Below are 16010 nucleotides of genomic sequence, written 5' to 3'. Positions count from 1 at the left end.
CTCCGTGCAACAGGCCCCTACGCCGCCTGGGTCACCCGCGGTCGCGCCCGCGCCGACACCACCATGTCCACGGACAGGACGATGAGCGCCACCCACACGATGCCGAAGCCGATCCACCGCTCCCGCGGCAGATGCTCACCCAGCACCGTCACCGCGAGGATCAACTGGATCGCCGGCGTCACGAACTGGATCAGCCCGATCGTCACGAGCTTGATCCGTCGCGCCGCGGCCGAGAACAGCAGCAACGGCGCCGCCGTCATCACCCCGGAGATGAGGAACAACCCGGCATGTACAGGTCCGTGGTTCAGCACGGTTGCGCCGCCCGACACCTGCACGAACGTCAGCACCACGATGGCCAACGGCGCGATCACCATCGACTCGGCCGTGAGCGAGTGCAGCGCCGAGAGGTCCACCCCGACGCGCTTCTTGATCAGCCCGTACAGCGCGAAACTCGTCGCCAACACCGCCGCGACCATCGGAACCTGACCGGCCGCGACGATGAGATACACGCCGGCCGCCGCACCGATGGCGATGGCGAGCCACTGCAACGGGCGCAGCCGCTCGCGCAGCACCAACACCCCGAGTGCGATCGTCACGAGCGGATTGAGGAAGTACCCCAACGCGGCCTCGTTGGCCTGCCCGGCCAACACCGCCGCACTGTAGAAACCCCAGTTCAGCGAGATGCACAACGCCGCCACGGTCACGCCGACGACGAGCCGACGCTGCGCCAGGAACGGCCGGACCCACGACCAGTCATGCAGTACCGCGAGCACCACGAGACACAGCAGCACCGTGCCGAGGATGCGGTGCCCCAGCACCTCCCACGCACCCGCCGGCGCCAGCGCCGCGAAGTACAGCGGGAACAGCCCCCAGATGCCATAGGCGGCCAGGGCCTGTCCGGTGCCGACGCGAGACTGGTCGGCCACCTCAGCGGGCCGGGGGCAGGTCGGTCACGTCAGCCAACCTGCCACGTGTCCTTGCCCCGAAGCAGGGCAGAGACATCGTCATCCGAGGCCGGCCCACCGGCGTTCTGCACGGCGGCGAGCACCTGCGAACGCACGAGGTCGTCGTACGACGGGCGCTCCACGGCTCGGAAGACCCCCATGGGCACGTGGGTCATGTCCGGCCCATCGAGCCGCGAGATCGCAAAGGCCTGTGACGGATCGTCGAGGGTCACGTCGTGCGTGACCACGCGACTTGCGTCGGCCTCACCCGCCGGCACGAACGACACTCCGCCCGTCTCGTTGCGCACGAGCACCTGCTGCGCGTCGTCGTTGCCGGTGGTGACCGCCTCGCCGTGCTTGAGGTGCACCAGGCGCGCCTGCTGCTGGTCGACGTCCTTGATGAGTTCGAACGCGCCGTCGTTGAAGATCGGGCAGTTCTGGTAGATCTCGACGAGCGCGGTGCCGCGGTGCTCCGCGGCGGCCTTGAGTACGGCGGTGAGGTGCTTGCGGTCGGAGTCCATGGTCCGCGCGACGAACGACGCCTCCGCGCCGAGGGCGAGGCTGACCGGGTTGAACACCGAGTCGACCGACCCGTACGGGCTCGACTTCGTCACCGTCCCCGGCGCCGAGGTGGGGGAGTACTGACCCTTGGTCAGCCCGTAGATCCGGTTGTTGAACAACAGGATCGTCATGTTGACGTTGCGCCGCATGGCGTGGATGAGGTGGTTGCCGCCGATCGAGAGCGCGTCGCCGTCACCGGTGACGACCCACACCGACAGGTCCGGCCGAGACGTCGCCAGGCCGGTCGCAATGGCCGGGGCGCGGCCGTGGATCGAGTGCATGCCGTACGTGTTGAGGTAGTACGGGAAGCGGCTCGAGCAGCCGATGCCGGAGATGAACGTGATGTTCTCGCGCTTGAGACCCAACTCGGGCAGGAACCCCTGCACCGCGGCGAGGATGGCGTAGTCACCGCACCCGGGGCACCAGCGCACCTCCTGGTCGGAGGTGAAGTCGCGCTTGGTCTGGCGGTCGGCGTCGTCGGGCAGTTCGGGAACGCCCGCGATGCCGCTGTGACCGACGTGGGGCAGGCCGAGGTCGATGCTCACTTGGTGATCTCCTCGATCAGGTGGCCGATCTTGTCGGCGAGTTCGATGGTGGTGAAGGGCAGGCCGCGCACGCGGGTGAACGAGCGCACGTCGGCGAGGTACTTGCCGCGCAGGATGAACGCGAGTTGGCCGAGGTTCATCTCGGGCACGAGGATCCGCTCGTACTGGGCCAGGACGTCGCCGGTGTTGGCCGGGAACGGGTTGAGGTGGCGCAGGTGCGCGTGGGCGACGGCGGCGCCGGTGTTGCGCACGGTGCGCACCGCCGCAGCGACCGGGCCGTACGTCGATCCCCACCCGAGCACGAGGACCTTCGCGTCTCCGGTCGGGTCGTCGACCTCGAGGTGATCGATGGTGTTGGCGATCCCGTCGACCTTGGCCTGGCGGGTGTGGACCATGAACTCGTGGTTGTCCGGGTCGTAGGAGATGTTGCCGGTCTGGTCGGCCTTCTCGATGCCGCCGATGCGGTGCTCCAGACCCGCGGTGCCCGGCACGGCCCACGGTCGCGCCAGCGTCTGCGGGTCGCGCTTGTACGGCAGGAAGACGGGGTTGCCCTTGCCGTCCTCACCGTTGGGGCTGGTGGCGTTCTCGACGCGCAGGTCGGGCAGGCCGGTGACGGTCGGCACGCGCCACGGCTCGGAGCCGTTGGCGAGGTACCCGTCGGAGAGCAGGAACACCGGCGTGCGGTAGGTCGTGGCGATGCGCACGGCCTCGAGCGCGGCGTCGAAGCAGTCCGCGGGGGAGCGCGGTGCGATGACCGGCACGGGCGACTCACCATTGCGGCCGTACAGGGCCTGCAGCAGGTCGGCCTGCTCGGTCTTGGTCGGCAGACCGGTGGCCGGGCCGCCGCGCTGGACGTCGACGATGACCAGCGGCAACTCCAGGCTCACCGCCAGGCCGATGGTCTCGGCCTTGAGCGCCACTCCGGGACCCGAGGTCGTGGTCACGCCGATGGCGCCGCCGTAGCTGGCGCCCAGCGCGATGCCGACGCCGGCGATCTCGTCCTCGGCCTGGATCGTGGTGATGCCGAACCGCTTGTGCCGGCTCAGCTCGTGCAGGATGTCGGAGGCCGGCGTGATCGGGTAGGAGCCCAGCACGAGGGGCCGCTCGGCCCGGTGCGCCGCCGCGACGAGACCGAGCGCGAGCGCCTGGTTGCCGGTGGTGTTGCGGTAGGTGCCGGCCGGCATCGCCGCCGGGGCGACCTCGTAGCGCACGGAGAAGTCCTCCGTGGTCTCGCCGTAGTTCCAGCCGGCTTCGAGCGCGGTGATGTTGGCCGCGAGGATGGCGGGCTTCGACCCGAACTTGGACTCCAGGAACGCCTTGGTCGCGTCGATCGGGCGCGAGTACATCCACGACAGCAGGCCGAGCGCGAACATGTTCTTGGCGCGCTCCTTCTCCTTGCGGGTCAGGGTGGTCGACTCGGCCAGCGCCTCGACGGTGATGCTCGTCAGCGGCAGCGGGTGGACGTGCCACGACTCCAGCGACCCGTCGTCCAGCGGGTTGCTGTCCCAGCCCACCTTCGAGAGGTTGCGCTTGGTGAACTCGTCGGTGTTGATGAGGATCGTCGCGCCGCGGGGCACGTCCCGCAGGTTGGCCTTGAGGGCGGCCGGGTTCATCGCGACCAACACATCCGGAGCGTCGCCCGGCGTCAGCACCGCATGATCGGCGAAGTGGAGCTGGAACGAACTCACGCCCGGCAGCGTGCCCTGGGGAGCCCGGATCTCGGCCGGGAAGTTGGGCAGCGTCGAGAGGTCGTTGCCGTGAGCGGCGGTGTCGGAGGTGAACCGGTCACCCGTCAACTGCATGCCGTCTCCGGAGTCTCCGGCGAACCGGATCACGACTCGGTCGAGCTTTTGGACGTGGGCAGTACTCATCGGTGGCGGTTCCAGTCGTCGTTTGCGGGGGCGATCTCGTCATGTTATGACGGCGTCCGATGGAAGGATATCGCCGTCCAAGTTATGGCCAGTATAAGCGACCGTTATCCCACCGACCTTGTCGAGATTCCAGGGGCGGTCCATCGCCGGTGGTGGGCCTGCCCGCGACGCACCCCGCAGCCGCGGCGTCGCCTCACGCGGTGACCCAGCGCGGGGCGTATCGCGTCAGTGTGGCCGTCAGCGACTCGCGCTTCTGCGCGATCTCCTCGCGCGTGCCGATGAGCACGACGGAGGCGACGACGCGACCCGCCTCGCGCACGGCCGCGGCCACTCCGGCGGCGGTGTCCGAGCTCTTCTCCGAGGCGCAGATGCCGGTCTCGATGATCTGCGGCATCTCGGCGAGGAAGTCCTCGACGCGTTGTTCGTCCTCGGGCCCGGCGGCCTGGAGGTGCGCCCACAGGTCGCGTCGATCCATGTGGGCCAGGAACACCCACCCCGACGACGTGCGCAGCAGCGGCCGTCGCACATGGTTCTCGGCCAGATAGGCGAAGCGCAGATCTGCCATCGCCGAATCGATGTAGAAGACGTTGCGCCCGACGGCCACCGCGAGCATGGCGGGCTGGCCGGTCTCCTCGGACAGGGCCACGAGGTCGGCGTGCGGCACGGCGCCGAGCGAGGGCCGACCGGCGATGAGATTGAGCAGGTAGGGCGCCGCGCCCAGGGTGTAACGACGCTCCGTCTCGTCGAGGTAGCCGGTGGCGACGAGCCCGTTGACCAGGCCCTGCACCGAACTCACCGGAGCGTCGACGACGCGCGCGATCTCGGTCAGGGACATGCCGTCGCGGTGTCGGGCGGCGCTCTCGAGGATCGTCGCGACCCGATCGACGGTGCGGTGGCGGGGTCGTGGGGTCGTCAGTCCGGGGGTCATGGGCCTCACTATCACGTATATACGTAACGTGATCAACTATTGCGTAAGCGGAGCGTCGTGTGCCACCGTGGTCACTACCGTCACCCACATCCACTCGACACCATCGGAGGGCGCGCATGCCACCGGTTTCCGTAAGTCCCGGGGTCGCCATTGAGCAGCCGGCCCTGACTCAACTCCGCCTCGAGGTCCGCGCGTTCGTGGCCGACGCGATCCGCGATGGCCTGTTCGTGCCGCACGTCGACACCTGGCTGACCCGCTGGGACCGTGAGTTCACCCGCGAACTCGGCCGCCGGGGCTGGCTCGGCATGGTCATCCCGACGGAGTACGGCGGCCAGGGCCGCACCTTCCTCGAGCGCTTCGTCGTCACCGAGGAGCTGCTCGTCGTCGGCGCTCCCGTCGCGGCCCACTGGGTCGCCGAGCGCCAGATCGGCCCGTCGCTGCTCCGCTTCGGCACCGAGGAGCAGAAGCAGGCGTTCCTGCCGGCGATCTCGCGCGGCGACGTCATCTTCGGCATCGGCATGAGCGAGCCCGACTCCGGCTCCGACCTCGCCAGCGTGCGCACCAAGGCCGAGCCGGACGTCGTCGATGGCGTCAGCGGCTGGCGCGTCACCGGTACCAAGGTGTGGACCTCCGGCGGTCACGAGGCCGACGCGTTCTTCGCGCTCGCGCGCACCTCGCCGCTCGACCCGGCCCACCGCCACGACGGGCTGAGCCAGTTCATCGTCGACCTGCACGCCCCCGGCGTCGAGATCCGCCCGATCATCTCCATGGGTGGGGACCACCACTTCAATGAGGTCCACCTCGACGGGGTGTTCATCCCCGACAACCGCGTGCTCGGCCAGATCGGCGACGGCTGGATGCAGGTCACCTCCGAGCTCGGCTTCGAGCGCAGTGGCCCCGAGCGTGCCCTCTCGACCTTCCACCTGCTCGCCGAGACCGCCGAGGCCATGCAGACGCAGACCCTGCCGACCGACACCGGCGTGGGGCGACTGACCGCCCGCATCTCGGCGCTCCACCAGATGTCGTTCGCCGTGTCCACCGCCCTGCAGGGTCACCAGAACGCCGACACCGCCGCAGCCGTCACCAAGGTGCTCGGCACGACGACCGAGGGTGACATCGCCGACTACGTCGACCTGCTCGCGCCGCCCGGCCGGGCCGCCGACGACGCCCTCCACACCCTTTTGCACGCCGCGATCCTGCAGCGACCCGGCTTCACGCTGCGGGGCGGGACCAACGAGATCCTGCGTGGCGTCATCGCCCGCGGATTGGGGATGCGCTGATGACCACCGACACCACCGACCTGAGCACCCTGGCGGTGCCGGTCGCCGCCGACCCCGACCTGGTCGGCATGATGACCGACCTGTTCACGGCCTACCGCGAGGCCCGGACCGCGCCCGACCAGTTCGTCGTCTTCGACGAAAGCCTGTGGGGCCAGCTCGAGGAGCTCGGGCTGACGCGCCTGACCGCCGCCACCGAGAGTGGTGGCAGCGGCGCGAGTTGGCTCGAGGGAGCGGCGCTCCTGACCGCCGCCGCCGGTGCGGCCGCGCCCGTGCCGCTCGTCGAGCACGGCTTCCTCGCTGCCTGGCTGCTGGAGCAGGCCGGGCTGCCGAACGACGGAGCCCTGCGCACCGTCGCCCTGCCCGACGCCCAGGGCCAGGCGAACAGCGTGCTCTACGGACGGCACGCCGCCGCCGTGGTCGCCCTGTGGCACGACGGAGCGCAGTGGCGGGTCGCCGATGTGCCGGCCGCCCGTGTGACGATCACCGAGGGTCACAACCTCGCCGGTGAGCCCGCCGACACGGTCAGCTTCGAGGTGGCCGACCTGGGTGCCGGAGCCGTCGTGCGGCCGGAGGTTCGCGACGAGTTCCAGCGCCGTGGTGCGCTGGCCCGGTCCCTGCAGAACGTCGGCAGCGCCGAACGGGCCCTCGAGCTCGTGCTCACCCACGTCAACGAGCGCGCCCAGTTCGGTCGCCCGATCGGCAAGTTCCAGGCGGTGCAGCACCTCGTGGCCGACATCGCCGCCGAGTCCGCCTTGGCGCGCGCGGCGACCGACACCGCGGTGGCGCGGGCGGTGGAGTCCGACTGGGCCGACCCGGGCGTGCCCTTCGCGGTGGCCGCAGCGGCCTCGTGCACCGGCCACGCCGCCTCCGTCATCGTGCGCAACGCCCACCAGGCGATGGGGGCGATCGGCACGACGCTCGAGCACGAACTGCACCTGATGACCAAGCCGATGCTCGCCCGCCGCGGTGAGTTCGGCACGGTGCACGAGTGGGATGAGACCCTGACCGCGATGGCCGTCGCCGCGGGGCGCGAGGGGCTCTGGCCGCTCGTGCTCACCGGTACCACCGCCTGACCTGACCCCACCCGCACCTGCCCGCCCCGCCCCCACTCGGTTCGAGGTAATAGGGGACGCTCCAACGCCCCCTATTACCTCGAACCGGGAAGGGCGGGACCGGTGAAGAACTCGACACCCGACCCACCTGAGGAGACCTCCATGGCTGACGAAGTGCTGTACTCCGTGACCGACGGCGTGGCCACGATCACGCTCAACGCCCCCGACCGCCGCAACGCCCTCTCCGTCGAGAGCTCGCACGAGCTCATCGACGCCGCCCGCACGGCCGAGGCCGACACCTCCGTCGGTGCGGTCATCGTCACCGGCGGCAAGCACTTCTGCGCCGGCGCGGTGCGCGAGGTGCTCGCCGACAACGGCAAGGACCCGGTCGAGGACTCGGCCTACCGCAAGCTCGGAGCCGTGTACGGCGCGTTCACCGTCATCGGTGAGCTCGCCGTACCCACCGTCGCCGCCGTGCGTGGCGCGGCCGTCGGCGCCGGCCTGAACCTCGCGCTCGCCACCGACGCGCGCATCGTCTCGACAACCGCCCGCCTGTTGCCGGGCTTCGCGCAGATCGGCATCCACCCCGGTGGCGGTCACTTCACCCTGCTCAACCGCGCCGGCGGTCGCGAGATGGCCGCGGCGATGGGCATGTTCGGCGAGGAGATCAGCGGCGAGCGCGCAGTCGCCCTGGGCATGGCCTGGTCCGCCCACGAGGACGACGAGGTCGAGGCGGCGGCACAGACGTTCGCCGCCCGCGTGGCCAAGGACCCCGAACTGGCCCGCAAGCTCGTCCTGAGCTTCCGCCGCGAGACCCGTCCCGGCGGAGTCCCGTGGGACGTCGCCGTCGAGCTTGAGCGCAGCCCGCAGATGTGGTCCCTGCGTCGCCAGCACCCCTGACCGCTACGGTGTGACCCAGCGTGCAGGTGACCATGTGGTTCCACGTGGTCACCTGCACCTGTATCCAGCACCACCCGTACCCAACGAACATCGGCGCCGGCCCGGCCGCGCCCCACACTCGGAAGCAGGTGACCGCGTGAGCCCGCGCGAGATCAGCAGTCAGGAAGAGCTCGAGTCCCTCGTCGGTCAGGACCTGGGGACCAGCGACTGGATCACCGTCGACCAGACCATGGTGAACACGTTCGCCGATGCCACCGGTGACCACCAGTGGATCCACGTTGATGTGGACAAGGCCAAGGACAGCCCCTTCGGTGGCACCATCGCCCACGGCTTCCTCACCCTGTCGCTGTTCCCCGTCATCGGGTCGCAGATCTCGACGGTGACCTTCGGCAGCGCCCGCCTCAACTACGGCGTCGAGTCCGTCCGCTTCCCGAGCCCGGTCAAGGTCGGCTCGCGTGTGCGCGGCACGGCACACCTGGAGAACGTCGAGTCGCTGCCCAAGGGTCTGCAGATGACGACGAAGTACACGATCGAGATCGAGGGGGGCACCCGCCCGGCGTGTGTCGGCAAGCTGCTCGTGCTGATCGTGCCCTGATCCGACACCCGGCCACTGGCGAACCTAGCGATCGCTAGGTAGTCTGCGAGTGCCCCCAGAAACTGGTGCTTCCGGCCTGGCCGGGAGCACCAATTTCGTATATCGGCTCGGCGCTGCCGAACAGGTATAGGTGGCACCTATCAAAGGCATCATCCGGTGGTCTTTGACCCGATGTGGTCGCGGCCGTTTGGATGAAGCCCAGACCTCGGGGCTGCAGGGATGCAGACCTCGGTTCACCCACAGCAACGTCGGGAAGGTTCGGTCATCGATGACGCAGCCCCAAGGTAGCCCCACCGCCACGCAGAACGGCGAGACCGCGAACGCGACGACGGAGCCGGTGCTCCTGTCGGTCGCCGACGGCATCGCCACCATCACGCTCAACCAGCCGCGCCGCAAGAACGCCATGACGGAGGCCGCTTGGTACCTCCTCGGCGACGTCGTGCGCCAGGTGCGCAACGACGCCTCCGTGCGCGCCGTCATCGTCACCGGCGCCGGTGACGACTTCTGCGCCGGCGCCGACCTCGGTGGCGAGAAGCGCGAGCAGCATCCGCTGACCCGCATGCGCGACTTCGGCGACATCGCCCTGTCGCTGTACGAGATGCCCAAGCCGGTCATCTCCGTCGTCAAGGGCGTCGCCGTCGGAGCCGGGTGCAACCTCGCCATCGGCGCCGACTTCGTCGTCGCCACGCCGCAGGCTCGCTTCTCCGAGATCTTCGTCAAGCGCGGCCTGTCCGCCGACTTCGGTGGCGCGTGGCTCCTCTCGCGCGTCGTCGGCCTGCAGCAGGCCAAGCGCCTCGTGCTACGCGGCGAGATCATCGACGGCGTCGAGGCCGAGCGCATCGGCATGGTCACGTACCTCAAGCCGGCCGACGAGATCGACGCGTTCGTCGCGGAACTGGCGACCGAGCTCGCCTCCGCCGCGCCGACCGCCTTTGCCCTGAACAAGCTCATGCTCCACGAGGGCACGACCCAGACCCTGCACGAGGTGCTCGAGAGCGAGGCCCGTTCGCAGGTCATCAACTTCGGCACCGACTCCCCAGAGGCCTTCGCCGCCTTCCTCGAGAAGCGCGAGCCGAACTTCACCGGCACCTGGAAGCTCTGAGCCCCCCGTCCCTCAAGGAGAAGACATCATGACTGCACGTTTGACCACCCGTTTCACCGAGGAATTCGGCATCGAGCACCCGATCATCCAGGGCGGTATGCAGTGGGTCGGCCGCGCCGAACTCGTCGCCGCCGTGGCCAACGCCGGAGCGCTGGGCTGCATCACCGCGCTGACCCAGCCGACGCCGGAGGATCTGGCCAAGGAGATTGCCCGCACCCGCGAGATGACCGACAAGCCGTTCGGCGTCAACCTGACGATCCTGCCGGCCATCACGCCGCCGCCGTACGCCGAGTACCGTCAGGCCATCATCGAGTCCGGCGTGAAGATCGTCGAGACGGCCGGCAACCTGCCCACCGAGCACGTCGAGGCGCTCAAGCCGGCCGGCGTCAAGATCATCCACAAGTGCACCTCCGTGCGCCACGCGCTCAAGGCGCAGAAGGTCGGAGTCGACGCGGTGAGCATCGACGGCTTCGAGTGCGCCGGCCACCCCGGTGAGGACGACGTCCCCGGTCTCGTGCTCTTCCCGCTCGCCGCCGACGCCCTCGAGATCCCGGTCATCGCCTCCGGCGGTATCGGAGACGCGCGTGGCCTGGTCTCCGCGCTGGCGCTGGGTGCCGACGGGGTCAACATGGGCACGCGCTTCATGTGCACCGTCGAGTCGCCGATCCACCAGAACATCAAGGAGGCCATCGTCGCGGGCACCGAGCTCGACACCGAGCTGATCTTCCGCCCGCTGCGCAACACCTCCCGCGTGGCCAGCAACGGCGTCAGCCGCGAGGTCGTCGCCAAGCTCAACGACGGAGCGCAGTTCGAGGACATCCGCGAACTCGTCGCCGGTGCCCGCGGCCGCAAGGTCTATGAGGAGGGCGACCCGGAGTACGGCATCTGGAGCGTCGGCATGGTCCAGGGCCTGATCCACGACATCCCGACCGTCGCCGACCTCGTCACCCGGATCGTCGACGAGGCCGCCGAGATCATCGACGGCCGCCTGGCCGGGCTGACCCGCACCACCGCGGCCGTCTGACGACCGACCCTCATCCGCCGTGGCCGGCCATGCTCCCGGCCGGCCACGGCACCGTAATCCACCAGGAGAGAACCCGTGCGCCGCACTGTCTACAACGATGACCACGAGGCCTTCCGCGGCGCCGTCCGCGCCTTCATCGAGAAGGAGGTCAAGCCGTACTACGCCGACTGGGAGAAGGCCGGCGCCCCCGACAAGGCGATGTACAAGAAGGCCGCCGAACTGGGCTTCATCGGCCTGCAGATCCCGCAGGAGTACGGCGGCCCGGGCGAGGACAGTTACAAGTTCAACGCCGTGTTCATCGAGGAGACCGTCAAGGCCGACGTGAACCTCGGGTCGATGCGCGTGCACTCCGAGGTGTGCCTGCCCTATCTGCTGCACTTGGCCAATGAGGAGCAGAAGCGTCGCTTGCTGCCGCAGATCGCCGCCGGTGACCTCATCCTCGCCATCGCCATGACCGAGCCGGGCACCGGCTCCGACCTGGCCGGCATCTCGACCTCCGCCGTGCGCGACGGCGACCACTACGTGCTCAACGGCGGCAAGACGTTCATCACCGGCGGCCGCAACGCCGACCGCGTGCTCGTCGTCTGCCGCACGGCCAAGGGCTCCGAGGACGACCGCCGCGGCGGGATGAGCATCCTCGTCGTCGACACCTCCACCGAGGGCTTCGCGGTCGGCCGCCAGCTGGAGAAGATCGGCCTGCACGCCCAGGACACCGTCGAGCTGTCCTTCACGAACGTGCGCGTGCCCGTCGAGGACCTGCTCGGCGAGGAGGGCAAGGCCTTCGAGTACCTCTCCCACAACCTTCCCCAGGAGCGTCTGACGATCGGCGTCTCCTCGGTCGCCGCCGCCGGCCACGCCGTCGACCTCGCCGTCGAGTACGCCAACGAGCGGATGATCTTCGGCAAGCCGCTGGCGTCGTTCCAGAACACCAAGTTCGTGCTCGCCGAGTGCGCCACCGAGGTGTCCGCGGCGCAGGCCATGCTCGATCAGGCCCTCGAGGCACACGACGTCGGCGACCTCTCCGCGGTCGACGCGGCCCGGCTCAAGCTGTACGCCACCGAGGTCCAGGGACGCGTGGTCGACCGCTGCCTGCAGATCCACGGCGGGTACGGCTACATCACCGAATACCCGATCGCGCGGCTCTACGCCGACGCCCGCATCACCCGCATCTACGGAGGAACGAGCGAAGTCATGAAGACCATCATCGCGAAGTCGATCGGACTGGCCCGATGAGCACCGGACCCCTGGCCGGGCTCAAGGTCGTCGAGCTCAGCGGCATCGGCCCCGGCCCCTTCTGCGCCATGATGCTCGCCGACCTGGGTGCCGACGTCGTGCGCGTCCACCGCGTCGGCGACGCGAGCGCCCCGAACTCCGTGCTCGACCGCGGCCGTCGCTCCGTGGCGGTCAACCTCAAGGATCCTCGTGGGGTCGAGGTCGTCCGCCGCCTCGCCGCCGACGCCGACGTCCTCATCGAGGGCTTCCGCCCCGGGGTGCTGGAGCGCCTCGGCCTGACGCCGGAGTCCCTGCTCGAGGCCAACCCCCGCCTCGTCGTCGGTCGCATGACCGGTTACGGCCAGGACGGGCCGCTGTCCCCGCGCGCCGGGCACGACATCAACTACATCTCGCTCTCCGGAGCGCTGCACGCGATCGGTCGACCCGACTCGCCGCCGGCCCCGCCGCTCAACCTCGTCGGCGACTTCGGCGGCGGTGGCATGCTGCTCGCCTTCGGGGTCGTCTCGGCGGTGCTCAACGCCCGCACCACCGGCCAGGGCCAGATCGTCGATGCGGCCATGGTCGAGGGTGCCAGCGTGCTCATGGCGATGATGTACGGCTTCATGGAGGACGGCGACTGGACGCCGCGCCGCGGCGAGAACATCTTCGACGGCACCGCTCCGTTCTACGACACGTACGCGTGTTCCGACGGCCGGTACATGGCCGTCGGTGCCATCGAGCCCCAGTTCTTCGCGATCCTCATCAACACCCTCGGGGTCGCCGACCAGATCGACGCGCCGCGGCAGCGCGACAGTGCCACCTGGCCGCACATGCGCGAGGTGTTCACCGCCGCGTTCGCAACCCGCACCCGCGATGAGTGGACGGAGACGTTCGAGGACCTCGACGCCTGCGTCACCCCGGTGCTCGACATGGCCGAGGCCGCCGACCACCGGCACAACCTCGCTCGTGGCACGTTCACCTGCGCCGACGGCGGCTCCCCGCGCCCGGCGCCGGCCCCGCGCTTCAGCGGCACGCCGACCGGGCCGGCCGGGGTCACCCCGAAGATCGGCGAGCACACCGAGGCGGTCTTGACGGAGCGCGGTTACACCGGTGACGAGGTGGCCGCGCTGCGCTCCGAAGGGGTCATCTCGTGACGCTGTACTGGCCCGAGGGCATCCCGCGCCACCTCGACTACCCGGCGGCCACGGTCGGTGACCTCATCGCCGGCGCGGCGGCCACGTACCCCACGCAGACCGCGATCGTCGACGGCGACCTGCGGCTGGGTTTCGGCGACCTGTATGCGCAGGCCTGCCGCCTCGCGAACGCGCTGCGCGCCGACGGGGTGCGTGACGGCGACGTCGTCATGCTCCACGCGCCGAACTCCGCGTACTTCCTCGTGGCGTACTTCGGTGTGCTGCTCTCGGGCGCGACCGTCTCGCCGGTCAACCCGCTCACGCCGCCGGCCGGCCTGGTCGCGCAGATCACCGACACGTCGACCCGGGTGATCATCACCCACCCGGCCCACGCTGCTCCGCTGTTGCAGGCGGTGACCACCGTGCGCCGGGCGCAGCCCGAGTTGGCGGCCCGACTGGTGCTCCTGCCGACCACGGACGCGGCCCCCGACGGCCCGGGGGAGACCCCGCTGACGGAGTTCACGCCGCTCGTCGACATCGTCGCCGACCGGCCGTCGACCCGCCCGGTCACTGGGGTCGGACCCGAGAGCGTCGCGCACATCGTCTACACCGGCGGCACGACCGGCACGCCCAAGGGGGTGCGGGTGCTCCACCGCAACGTCACCGCGAACGTCACCCAGATGATCGCATTCCGGGCCGGGCATGCCCTCTCCCTCGAGGACGGCGCGGTGCACCTGACGGCCTTCCCGGCCGCCGACGATGCCACGGTGGTGCCCGGGGCCTCGGCCAGCGCCGTCGTCTCGCCGCTGTTCCACGCACACGCGCTGATCAATACCGACTTCCTGCTCACCTGCGGCGCGAAGCTCGTGATCTCCGGCCGCTTCGACCCCGAGGCGCTGCTCGAGACCATCGAAACCGAGCGGATCACCTACATCACCGGCAGCCCGACGATGTGGCACGCGCTGCTCCGCGCACCGAGCGCCGGGACGCGTGACCTGACCTCGGTGCGGGCCGTGTCCTCCGGCGCTGCGCCGATCGACCCGGTGACGCTGGGCCGCCTCGGCGAGACGTTCACCAACGCCATCGTCACCGAGGGGTACGGCCTGACCGAGGGCACCTGTGTCGTCACCGCGATCCCGGCCTTGTCCAGCGTGCCCCGCCGCGCCGGCACCGTGGGAATCCCGGTGTGCGACACGGAGATCCAGCTGCGTGACCCGAACGGCAACCTCGTGCCCGAGGGGGAACGTGGCGAGCTGTTCATCAAGGGTCCCCAGGTCACCGCCGGGTACCTGAACCGGCCCGAGGCCACCGCCGAGCAGTTTGCCGACGGGTGGCTCGCCACCGGTGATGTCGCGCTCATCGACGACGGTTTCCTGCGCATCGTCGACCGCGCGAAGGACATGCTCATCTACAAGGGCTACAACGTCTACCCGCGTGAGCTCGAGGAGTTGCTGCTGACGCACCCGGACGTGCTGCGCGTCGCCGTCGTCGGGCGCGAGGACGAGGTCGTCGGCCAGGAGCCGATCGCCTTCGTCGTGGCGTCCGAGGCCGCGACCTCCACCGCGGAGGACCTCATGGCGTGGGTGGCCGAGCGAGTGCTGCCGTACAAGAAGATCCGTGGCGTGCAGTTCGTGGCGGCCCTGCCGACGACCAGCGCCGGCAAGATCCTCAAGACCGAACTGCGTGAGCAGGTGAAGGCGTGACCCGCGCCGCCGGGACGATGCTGCCGGCCGGGACGTTCGCAGATCGCGTGGCGGTCGTCACCGGCGGCGGCTCCGGCATCGGTGAGGCCATCGCCCGCGCGCTCGCCCACCTGGGCGCCACGGTCGTGCTCGTCGGCCGCACCCCGGAGAAACTGGAGGCCGTGCGGGCGAGCATCGTGGCCGACGGCGGCGTCGCGATCGCCCACCCGCTGGACGTGCGCGATCGCGCCGCAGTCGAGCAGATGGTCGAGGACGTCGTCGCGCAGCACGGGAAGATCGATCACCTCGTCAACAGTGCGGCGGGCAACTTCCGCAGCGCGCCCCAGGACCTCTCACCCAACGCCTGGGCGTCGGTCACCGGCATCGTGCTCGACGGCACGTGGCACTGCACCCAGACCGTCGGGCGGCACCTGATCGCCCGTGGGTCCGGCGGGTCGGTGCTCAACATCGGCTCGAACATGGCCAACCAGGGCGGTCCGGACACGGTGCACTCGGCCAGCGCGAAGGCCGGTGTCGTGACGATGACGAAGTCGCTCGCGGCCGCCTGGGGCCAGCACGGCATTCGCCTGAACGTGCTCGTCCCGGGTTTCACCGAGGACACCGCCGGTGTCGACATCCTCTTCGCCACCCCCCAGGCGCGCGAGCGTTCGCTGGCGAGCGTGCCGCTGGGCCGGCCGGTGCTCAAGACCGAGGTGGCCAACGCGGCCTGTTACCTGCTCAGCGACTACGCCGGCTACATCACCGGTGTGCAATTGCTCATTGACGGAGGAAAGGCGTTGGGCCGGGCATGACCGACACCCCCACCCCCACGACGGCTCCGGCGGCGACCCGCCGGCCGACCACCGCGGCGGAGCTGAAGGCTGCGGACACGCTGCTCTTCGTGCCCGGTGACCGCCCGGAGCGGTTCGCCAAGGCCGTCGCGTCCGGGGCCGACGTCGTGATCCTCGACCTCGAGGACGCGGTCAGCCCGGAGTCGAAGGACACCGCCCGCGCGGCGGTGGCCGAGTGGCTCGCCGCCGGCAACCCCGGCATCGTGCGGATCAACGCCGCCGACTCCGCGTGGCACGCGGCCGACGTCGCCGCGCTCGCCCCGCACGCCGGCGTGATCTTCCTGCCGAAGGCGGAGTCGGCCGCGGACGTCGCCGCCGTCGTGGCGGCCC

The 16010-nt window shown here is 70.1% G+C and carries 15 protein-coding genes; 11 read left to right on the top strand and 4 right to left on the bottom strand.

Annotated features, from left to right (window positions below):
- Positions 1-17 precede the first annotated feature (17 nt).
- The 4 genes from rarD to KD1_RS12095 form a co-directional block, all read right to left on the bottom strand.
- The gene (gene rarD / locus KD1_RS12110; protein WP_068402252.1) at positions 18-926 is read right to left on the bottom strand and encodes an EamA family transporter RarD; all 909 of its coding nucleotides are present in this window, start codon (positions 924-926) and stop codon (positions 18-20) included.
- Positions 927-955: 29 nt separating this feature from the next.
- Positions 956-2050 (bottom strand): 2-oxoacid:ferredoxin oxidoreductase subunit beta, encoded by a 1095-nt coding sequence (locus KD1_RS12105; RefSeq protein ID WP_068402250.1) that lies wholly within the window; start codon positions 2048-2050, stop codon positions 956-958.
- Complete coding sequence (locus KD1_RS12100; RefSeq protein ID WP_068402248.1) at positions 2047-3921, bottom strand: 2-oxoacid:acceptor oxidoreductase subunit alpha; 1875 nt, start codon at positions 3919-3921, stop codon at positions 2047-2049. Before KD1_RS12100 ends, KD1_RS12105 begins: the two co-directional genes overlap by 4 nt.
- 193 nt (positions 3922-4114) lie before the next feature.
- Positions 4115-4849, bottom strand: a complete 735-nt coding sequence (locus tag KD1_RS12095) for an IclR family transcriptional regulator (protein WP_068402246.1) — start codon at positions 4847-4849, stop codon at positions 4115-4117.
- 116 nt (positions 4850-4965) lie between these two features.
- Between KD1_RS12095 and KD1_RS12090 the strand changes: the two genes are divergently transcribed.
- From KD1_RS12090 to KD1_RS12040, 11 genes are all read left to right on the top strand, one after another.
- Positions 4966-6129: an acyl-CoA dehydrogenase family protein gene (locus KD1_RS12090; RefSeq protein ID WP_068402244.1), complete on the top strand. Its 1164-nt coding sequence runs from the start codon at positions 4966-4968 to the stop codon at positions 6127-6129.
- A complete protein-coding gene (locus KD1_RS12085) occupies positions 6129-7202 on the top strand; it encodes an acyl-CoA dehydrogenase family protein (protein WP_068402242.1) in 1074 nt (357 codons plus the stop codon). The genes KD1_RS12090 and KD1_RS12085 overlap by 1 nt, the downstream gene beginning before the upstream one ends.
- Positions 7203-7343: 141 nt before the next feature.
- Positions 7344-8081, top strand: a complete 738-nt coding sequence (locus KD1_RS12080) for an enoyl-CoA hydratase-related protein (RefSeq protein ID WP_068402240.1) — start codon at positions 7344-7346, stop codon at positions 8079-8081.
- 136 nt (positions 8082-8217) lie between these two features.
- The gene (locus KD1_RS12075; protein WP_083542427.1) at positions 8218-8676 is read left to right on the top strand and encodes a MaoC family dehydratase; all 459 of its coding nucleotides are present in this window, start codon (positions 8218-8220) and stop codon (positions 8674-8676) included.
- A gap of 268 nt (positions 8677-8944) precedes the next feature.
- Positions 8945-9778 (top strand): enoyl-CoA hydratase/isomerase family protein, encoded by an 834-nt coding sequence (locus tag KD1_RS12070; protein ID WP_068402238.1) that lies wholly within the window; start codon positions 8945-8947, stop codon positions 9776-9778.
- Between the two features lie 28 nt (positions 9779-9806).
- Complete coding sequence (locus KD1_RS12065; RefSeq protein WP_068402236.1) at positions 9807-10802, top strand: NAD(P)H-dependent flavin oxidoreductase; 996 nt, start codon at positions 9807-9809, stop codon at positions 10800-10802.
- A gap of 75 nt (positions 10803-10877) precedes the next feature.
- Positions 10878-12035 carry an acyl-CoA dehydrogenase family protein gene (locus tag KD1_RS12060; protein WP_068402234.1) on the top strand — a complete coding sequence of 386 codons (1158 nt, stop codon included), beginning with the start codon at positions 10878-10880 and terminating at the stop codon, positions 12033-12035.
- Complete coding sequence (locus tag KD1_RS12055) at positions 12032-13168, top strand: CaiB/BaiF CoA transferase family protein (RefSeq protein ID WP_068402232.1); 1137 nt, start codon at positions 12032-12034, stop codon at positions 13166-13168. The genes KD1_RS12060 and KD1_RS12055 overlap by 4 nt, the downstream gene beginning before the upstream one ends.
- Positions 13165-14850: a class I adenylate-forming enzyme family protein gene (locus KD1_RS12050; RefSeq protein WP_083542426.1), complete on the top strand. Its 1686-nt coding sequence runs from the start codon at positions 13165-13167 to the stop codon at positions 14848-14850. Before KD1_RS12055 ends, KD1_RS12050 begins: the two co-directional genes overlap by 4 nt.
- Positions 14847-15641, top strand: a complete 795-nt coding sequence (locus KD1_RS12045) for an SDR family oxidoreductase (protein ID WP_217995883.1) — start codon at positions 14847-14849, stop codon at positions 15639-15641. The genes KD1_RS12050 and KD1_RS12045 overlap by 4 nt, the downstream gene beginning before the upstream one ends.
- A partial coding sequence (locus tag KD1_RS12040; RefSeq protein ID WP_245627390.1) for an aldolase/citrate lyase family protein occupies positions 15638-16010 on the top strand: 373 nt, incomplete at its 3' end. The genes KD1_RS12045 and KD1_RS12040, both read left to right, overlap by 4 nt.

The sequence above is a fragment of the Kribbia dieselivorans NBRC 106261 genome (genome assembly GCF_001552435.1).
GTDB lineage: Bacteria > Actinomycetota > Actinomycetes > Actinomycetales > Dermatophilaceae > Kribbia > Kribbia dieselivorans.
This window is presented reverse-complemented; position numbering and strand designations above follow the sequence as displayed.